Raw genomic sequence first — 6,826 nt, 5'->3', positions numbered from 1 at the left:
ACTGATAAAGGACAGCATTACTATGGATACAACTACAGTGGTAAGCATGCTCAGCGCACTGGCTGCGATTGTTTCAGCCGCTCATGCTCATTTGCAAGTTAGACAAGCGAAGAGGAGTTCTGAGCAAGCACAAAAATCAATTTTAGAAGCTTCAAATCAAAATAGAATCAATGCTCTCATTGTGCTAAAAAACCATTACGAAAAATTACTTCCGGAAATTAAAGAGCTTGCGGATGGGTTGACAACCCCCGAAACATATTTTGATGCTGGGAAAAACTTGCATGCAGAGCACGAAGACGTCAGAAAAAGACTACAGCGAGTAAATGGTGAGATTGAAAGTTTTTATAATTTTTATATCCTCGATAGTGGGAGCGGCTGAAAGTGCTTTGTCACTCTAGGGAAGAGGGGTTGTTGGTAACTCCTAAACGATAATGGCTAGATTTTTTGGCGCTTCACTAAAGATATATTATGACATAATTGCAGAGAAGATAGAGTGAAAGGAGTCTTGTCGAGTATGGGCTTGATAAATGAGCTCTAAGAAGAGCGTCATGTCTGACGCCCACTGAGCTAAGTTTTGTGCCTGAATAAACTGCAAGAGTTAGAGCTTTTGATATGACATATACATTCAGCCAGAACGCAGTTTGTTTTGAAGATCTCAAAACTGCTGCACTATATTTCGATAGTGTAATCCCGATTTCTTTTTCGTCTATGCACGGACAAGGTGAGGGGCGTGATGTCTTGTTTAAACTTCCTGAAGATATTCCAGGCGAAGTGCTTGTGCACATTCTCTTTGGTGTTTCGCCAACTAGCTCGCCCGAGAAATGGAACCTACTTGGGAAAATACATCGACTCTTGGGATGCATTCATAAAGGCAATACAGCCAGTAAGAAAAAGCCTTTCAAATAACTACGATGATGTCAAGGAAATCTACCTTAACGACGTGTCGCTCGGAAATCAGTATTCGGTAAGAGATGAGTTTAGTAAGCTGGCTAAAGCTCTTGGGAAATCATATACAACGGTGATATTGCCGAGCGAAGAACCGCTTCCCGGAACTACTCCATATGCAGCGTTAGGGCTGTCCGGGGTCCCGCTTGTAGACGCTTCCAAGGCTTCGTGGGAGCAGATACTTGAGCTTCGCAAAGATCCCGAAGCAAGATCAAAGTTGCGCAATCTGCGCCTTTTCTTCCACAACAATTATCAAGGGATGCCTACGTCATTTGTCATCGACGATTTGGGGCGTCGCCTTGATGAATACAGTGCAACAAGGAAGCGGCTCGGGTTTGAGTCTACTAATGGCTGCATTTCATCTCTTCTTGATGCGAAGAGTCTCCAGGCTGCTGCTGCGACAAGTATTGCAGCTGCATTTTTCGGAGGTCCTATTGCTTCGCTGGGCACGGCGGTTTTGGTAGAACTTGGAGGTGTGGCACTCGAGTTTTCTAGGAAACGTTATGCAATACGGGAGTTTGAGAAAACTCACGATCTAGCTTACCTAATTGAAATTAAAGAATCCGTTGGGTAAAACTTCTAATAAGTCACTGTTAACGGACAGTATTTCCACTTCTTCGCGTCTCCAAAATTGCCGAAAAGCATTGCGTTAAACACGTTTCTGTCAACTAATTTTCCCCATGTCAGCCACTCCTTGCATGAGGCTCAGGATGGTTGGCACCTGACGGAATTACTGAAGTGGTTCGGTAATAGCAACCTAGCTAACAGTAAGAGTCTTCTCATATTGCAGATACCATGCCAATGGCAAGGCTGGATACCTGAATTTAGATTTAGAAATATTAAGACGATGGGCTAGTCAGCAAAACCGTTTCGCTTATGCCGTGGTTTTCCTCGATGCGGCTTTAGCCTGTGTTGGCATCGCCAAATAGAGTACGACTGGTACCGAATGGCTCAACGGACGTATTATACAGCTATCCATTCCCCATCCCACTCTCACCAAACAACAAAAGCTGCTGCCGATTATCAGCCTCCACTTTTTTACCACGCCGAGCAGAAGGCCGCCGCTGACTCGCCAGCTTCTCCACAATCGCTTGGCTGGCATCTCTAGCCTCCGGAGTGCGGCGCAGTTCATAGAGCAGCTTCTTCCAGTGGCGCGCTTCGGCTTCAAAATCGTTGGGAATGGGGTAATCGACGCCCGGCTGAAAGCCGAAGCGTTTTTGCAGGCTTTCCGGCAGCGCCCAGGGCTTGGCGCGCCATTCCTGAGGCAGGGGCGAAAGCTCTGGCACCCAGCGGGCGATGAACTCGCCGGTGGGGTCGTTATCTTCTGCCTGCTTGATCGGGTTGTAGACCCGCATGGCGTTGGTGCCGGTGGCGCCTGCCTGCATTTGCACTTGGGGGTAGTGAATGCCGGGCTCAAAATCAGTAAACAGCCGCGCTAGGTGCAATGCTGGTTCATACCAGTGCAGCCCCAGACCAAAAGTGGCGTGGGAGAGCAGCATGGCGCGCATGCGAAAGTTGATCCAGCCGGTGGCGGTCAGGCTGCGCATGCAGGCATCTACCAGCGGCACGCCGGTTTGGCCGCGCTTCCAGGCAATCAGGTGGGGATGTTCCGGGTCGCGCTCCCGCAGGCCGCGCAGCGCCGGGTGGAGGGTTTGATGCTCGATGCTGGGTTCGCTCTCCAACTTCTGAATAAAGTGGCAGTGCCAATAGAGCCGCGAGGTAAAGGCGCGCAGCGAGCGGGCCCAGGCGGTGTCGTCGGCGTGCTTTTGCCGCTGGCGGCGCAGGGATTGCACCACTTCCCGCATGGAGAGCGTGCCCCAGGCCAAAGTGCGGCGAGAGCCGCGATCCAAACTCCCAGGCCAGTAACGGTTTAGAGAGCGAGCCGCGATAGCGCCGCCCGCGCTGGGTAATAAAGCTCAGCCACAGCGCGCGCCCTTCACTGCGCCCGCCGCGCTGGCGTTGGGGGCAGGGCGTGGTATCAAACCCCAAAGTGAGCGAGGGCAGTTGCGCTACGTCTACGTGATGAAATGCTTCCCAACCGGGAGCTGCCACCGCTGTTGGCGGGGCGGGGTAGGTGGGGGCGGCCATCAGCGCTTCCCAGTGGCTTTCCCAGCGGGATTGATGCCCGGTGCGGCTACTCAGCCCGCGAATCACGCCCTGCTGGCGGGCTTCCTGCCAGGGCACTTGGTGGGCGTGGCACCACGCCTGAACACGTTGGTCGCGCTCAAAACTCCAAGCGTTGCCGGTCTCTTGGTGGGAGTGCAGCACCAGTTCGCCGTAGTGGGCTTTTAGCGCGGTTAGGCACTCCACTATATCGCCCTGCCACAGGCAGAGCGGCAAGCCCAGCGTGTTGAGCGCTTGGGCAAGATCAACCAGTGAATCGGCGGCAAACTGCCAGTGGCGCAGGGCGCTGTCGGGCGCTTGCCACTGTGCGGGCTCAATAGCAAATAGCGGCAGCACAGGGCCCGCCGCTGCGGCGTTGGCCAGCGGTGCGTGATCGTGAATACGTAAATCGCGTTTGAACCAAACGACCTGAAGGGGTGCCTGAGCCATTAGCCGTAACGCCTGTTCGTCACTTATCTATTCGTGATGCAGTGATGACGTTACCATCAAGCGATTGTTTGCGTAACCAACTGAGTCACACCCGCTCACAGGAGAACCACTATGTATATCGCAATGAACCGTTTTCGGATTGCCCCAGGCCGCGAAGAGGATTTTCTAGAGGTATGGCGCAACCGCGATTCCCACTTGGACGAAGTGCCGGGCTTCAAGCAGTTCCAAATGCTGCAGGGCGAAAGCCAGGAAGACCACACCGTATTTATCTCCCACAGCGTATGGGAATCCGAAGAGGCCTTCCGCGCCTGGACGAAGTCAGATGCCTTCCGCAAAGCCCACGCCAACGCCAAAGCGCCAGAAGGCATCTACCTTGGCCCGCCTAAGTTTGAGGGGTTTGAGGTGGTGTTGTAAGGCAGGAAATGGCTACCGCACCTGGGTGCGGTAGCGATACTCTCAGGCGGTGCCTGCTGCTTCTAACATGGCGTGCAGCAGCACGTTACACCCTGCATGAACATCGCCTGGCGTCCGCTTTCCGCTTCGTTGTGGCTGATGCCGTCTTTGCAGGGAATAAAGATCATCGCCGCTGGGGCCACTCGGCCAATGAAAATCGCATCGTGCCCCGCCCCGCTGATGATATCCATATGAGATAACTCTAGCTTTTCAGCCCCTTGGCGCACGGCCTCGACACACGCTTTATTGAAATACTCGGGGGCAAAATCCGCCGTGGGCGTTAGTTCATAGGTTAACCCGTGGCGCTGGCAAATCTCCTCAATCGCTGCGGCCACCGCGTCGCCCATAGCCGTTAATGCATCTGGCTCCCAGTGGCGCATATCCAGCGTCATCTTGACCTGCCCAGGAATCACGTTGCGCGAGCCGGGGTGCAGCGCCATATACCCGACGGTGCCGCGCCCGTGGGGCTGGTGTTCGTTGGCAATCCGGTTAAGCGCTTGAGTCACTTCCGCTGCGCCCATCATGGCGTCCCGGCGCAGGTGCATGGGCGTGGGGCCTGCATGGGCCTCTAGGCCGGTAAGAGTGAGGTCAAACCATTTCTGGCCCAGCGCGCCAATCACCACGCCAATGGTGGTGTCGGTGTCTTCTAAGATAGGGCCCTGCTCGATATGCGGCTCAAAGTAGGCCTTAATCTCGCTGGGCGATACCTCGTCGCTGCCTCGGTAGTGAATAGCGTCTAGGGCATCGCTGACCGACACGCCATCGGCGTCTTTACGCGCCATCATGGCATCGAATTCCAGCTCGCCGGTAAACACGCCGGAGCCCATCATGCAGGGCGGGAATCGGCAGCCCTCTTCGTTGGTCCACGCGACCACTTCAATCGGCGCTTTAGTGGTAATGCGGTGTTCGTTTAAGGTGCGGATGACTTCCAGCCCTGCCAGCACGCCAAAGCAGCCGTCGTACTTACCGCCCGTGGGCTGGCTATCCAAATGGCTGCCTGCCATCACCGTTTTGGCGTTGGTGTCGCTGCCTTCTCGGCGGGCAAAAATATTGCCGATATTATCGATGCGAATGGTGCAGCCTTCGGCGCGGCACCACTGAATAAACAGGTCGCGGCCTTGGCGGTCTAGCTCGGTCAATGCTTGGCGATTGACGCCGCCTTTCGCGGTAGCGCCCAGCGTGGCCATCTCCATCAGTGCCGCCCAAAGGCGGTCGCTGTCGGTGCGTAAATGATCGAGTGTTGTGGTGGGGTCAACAAGCGAGTTCATACGTTATGTCGTCCTTTTCAAAGTGGCACAGGTAATGCTGGCGGCGTCCTGTTAGTTGTTATTGGCTACTAGCCAGCGTAGAGATAAATGCCGCCCAATTACGTCTAAATTCTCTAACGTGAACAAAAGAAAAGGTTAATTTTATAAACGTGGTGGGTGGCGCATGCTGTGGCTATGCCTGTTAGCGATGGAGCTTGGCCACTATGTTTGGATTAAAAAGCGGACTAAAAAGCGGATTAAAAAACCGCACCACTACCCACACGCACCCAGCCGATGAGCAGGGCACCGCCCTCAACCAGCATTTCTGGATGCCGTTCAGCGCGAACCGCGATTTCCGCGCCAACCCGCGCATGATTGCGGGGGCGGAAGGGCGTTATTACATTGATGACCAGGGGCGCAAGCTGTTTGATTCGCTCTCTGGCCTATGGACCTGCGGGGCAGGCCATAACCGTGAAGAGATCCAAAAAGCCGTGGCGGCGCAGCTGGGCACGCTGGATTTTGCCCCTGGCTTTCAGATTGCCCACCCGTTGGCATTCAAACTGGCGGAAAAGGTCGCGAGCTTAACGCCTGCCGGGCTGGATCACGTGTTTTTCACCAACTCCGGTTCAGAAGCCGCCGATACCTCGGTCAAGATGGCCAAGGCCTACTGGCGTTTAAAAGGTAAGCCGGAAAAAACCCGCATGATCGGCCGCGCCAAGGGCTACCACGGGGTAAATATTGGCGGCACCAGCCTGGGAGGTATTGGCGGCAACCGTAAGCACTACGGCCAGTTGATGGACGTGACGCACCTGCCCCACACCCTGCAGGCTGGCCATGCGTACACCCGTGGCCAAGCGGAAACCGGCGCTGAGCTTGCCGACGCGCTGCTGGATCAAATCGCCCTGCACGATGCCTCTACCATTGCGGCGGTATTGTGGAGCCGATGTCGGGCTCGGCGGGTGTGATTGTTCCGCCAAAAGGTTACCTGGATCGGCTGCGGGAGATCTGCACCGCCCACGATATTCTGCTGATTTTTGATGAGGTGATTACCGCCTTTGGCCGCAGTGGGGCGACCACCGGGGCCGAAGCGTTTGGCGTCACGCCGGATATCATGAACGTGGCTAAACAGATCACCAATGGCGCGGTGCCGATGGGCGCAGTGATCGCCTCTGGTGAGATTTTCGACACCTTTATGCACGCAGGCGGTGCCCAGCACGCCATTGAATTCCCCCACGGCTACACCTACAGCGCCCACCCCGTGGCCTGCGCGGCGGGGCTGGCAGCGCTGGAGATGATGGAGCGCGAAAACTTCCCCGCTCAGGTGAATGCTATCGCCCCCATATTCGAGCAGAAGCTGCACGCCCTAAAAGGCCACAACCACATTGTCGATATTCGTAACTACGGCTTGGCTGGTGCCCTTCAGCTAGCGCCGCGCAACGGCGACCCCACCATTCGCCCCCGCGATGCCCATATGGCGCTGTGGGAAGCGGGCTTTTACGTGCGCTACGGCGGCGACACCCTGCAGTTCGGCCCTCCCTTTGGCACCACGGAAGCCGAGCTTGAGCGTTTGTTCGATGCCGTTGCGACCACCCTGGATTCACTGGCGTAGCCCTGGCCAACCCTGTTTT

At 55.4% G+C, this 6,826-nt stretch carries 4 protein-coding genes and 3 pseudogenes; 4 read left to right on the top strand and 3 right to left on the bottom strand.

Features of this window, described 5'->3' with window-relative positions; translation table 11 throughout:
* Both B4967_RS10115 and B4967_RS10110 read left to right on the top strand, forming a co-directional pair.
* The coding region (locus B4967_RS10115; protein WP_207953614.1) for a hypothetical protein at positions 1 to 379 on the top strand (379 nt) is incomplete at its 5' end.
* Between the two features lie 453 nt (positions 380 to 832).
* On the top strand, positions 833 to 1,519 hold the full coding sequence (locus B4967_RS10110; RefSeq protein ID WP_139794466.1) for a hypothetical protein: 687 nt from the start codon (positions 833 to 835) through the stop codon (positions 1,517 to 1,519).
* Positions 1,520 to 1,916: 397 nt separating this feature from the next.
* Here the strand turns inward: B4967_RS10110 and B4967_RS19385 are convergent, their stop codons facing one another.
* Together B4967_RS19385 and B4967_RS19380 are read right to left on the bottom strand one after the other, a co-directional pair.
* On the bottom strand, positions 1,917 to 2,750 hold the full coding sequence (locus B4967_RS19385; protein ID WP_243470494.1) for an FAD-binding domain-containing protein: 834 nt from the start codon (positions 2,748 to 2,750) through the stop codon (positions 1,917 to 1,919).
* A gap of 412 nt (positions 2,751 to 3,162) precedes the next feature.
* Positions 3,163 to 3,498 (bottom strand): annotated as a pseudogene (locus tag B4967_RS19380) (deoxyribodipyrimidine photo-lyase); the annotation flags it as partial.
* Positions 3,499 to 3,609: 111 nt separating this feature from the next.
* Here B4967_RS19380 and hmuQ point away from each other — a divergent pair.
* The gene (gene hmuQ, locus B4967_RS10100; protein WP_062363117.1) at positions 3,610 to 3,912 is read left to right on the top strand and encodes a heme-degrading protein HmuQ; all 303 of its coding nucleotides are present in this window, start codon (positions 3,610 to 3,612) and stop codon (positions 3,910 to 3,912) included.
* Positions 3,913 to 3,954: 42 nt separating this feature from the next.
* On the opposite strand, the pseudogene B4967_RS10095 reads toward hmuQ, so the two are convergent.
* Positions 3,955 to 5,219 (bottom strand): annotated as a pseudogene (locus B4967_RS10095) (Zn-dependent hydrolase).
* Positions 5,220 to 5,422: 203 nt separating this feature from the next.
* Between B4967_RS10095 and aptA the strand changes: the two are divergent.
* Positions 5,423 to 6,807 (top strand): annotated as a pseudogene (aptA, locus tag B4967_RS10090) (omega-aminotransferase AptA).
* Positions 6,808 to 6,826: the final 19 nt, after the last annotated feature.

The organism is Vreelandella lionensis (genome assembly GCF_002087295.1).
GTDB lineage: Bacteria > Pseudomonadota > Gammaproteobacteria > Pseudomonadales > Halomonadaceae > Vreelandella > Vreelandella lionensis.
This window is presented reverse-complemented; position numbering and strand designations above follow the sequence as displayed.

Excerpts from the sequence above, each read along its gene's own strand:
- B4967_RS19385 (WP_243470494.1), bottom strand. The coding sequence starts at position 2,750 with ATGCGGGAAGTGGTGCAATCCCTGCGCCGCCAGCGGCAAAAGCACGCC.
- hmuQ (WP_062363117.1), top strand. The coding sequence starts at position 3,610 with ATGTATATCGCAATGAACCGTTTTCGGATTGCCCCAGGCCGCGAAGAG.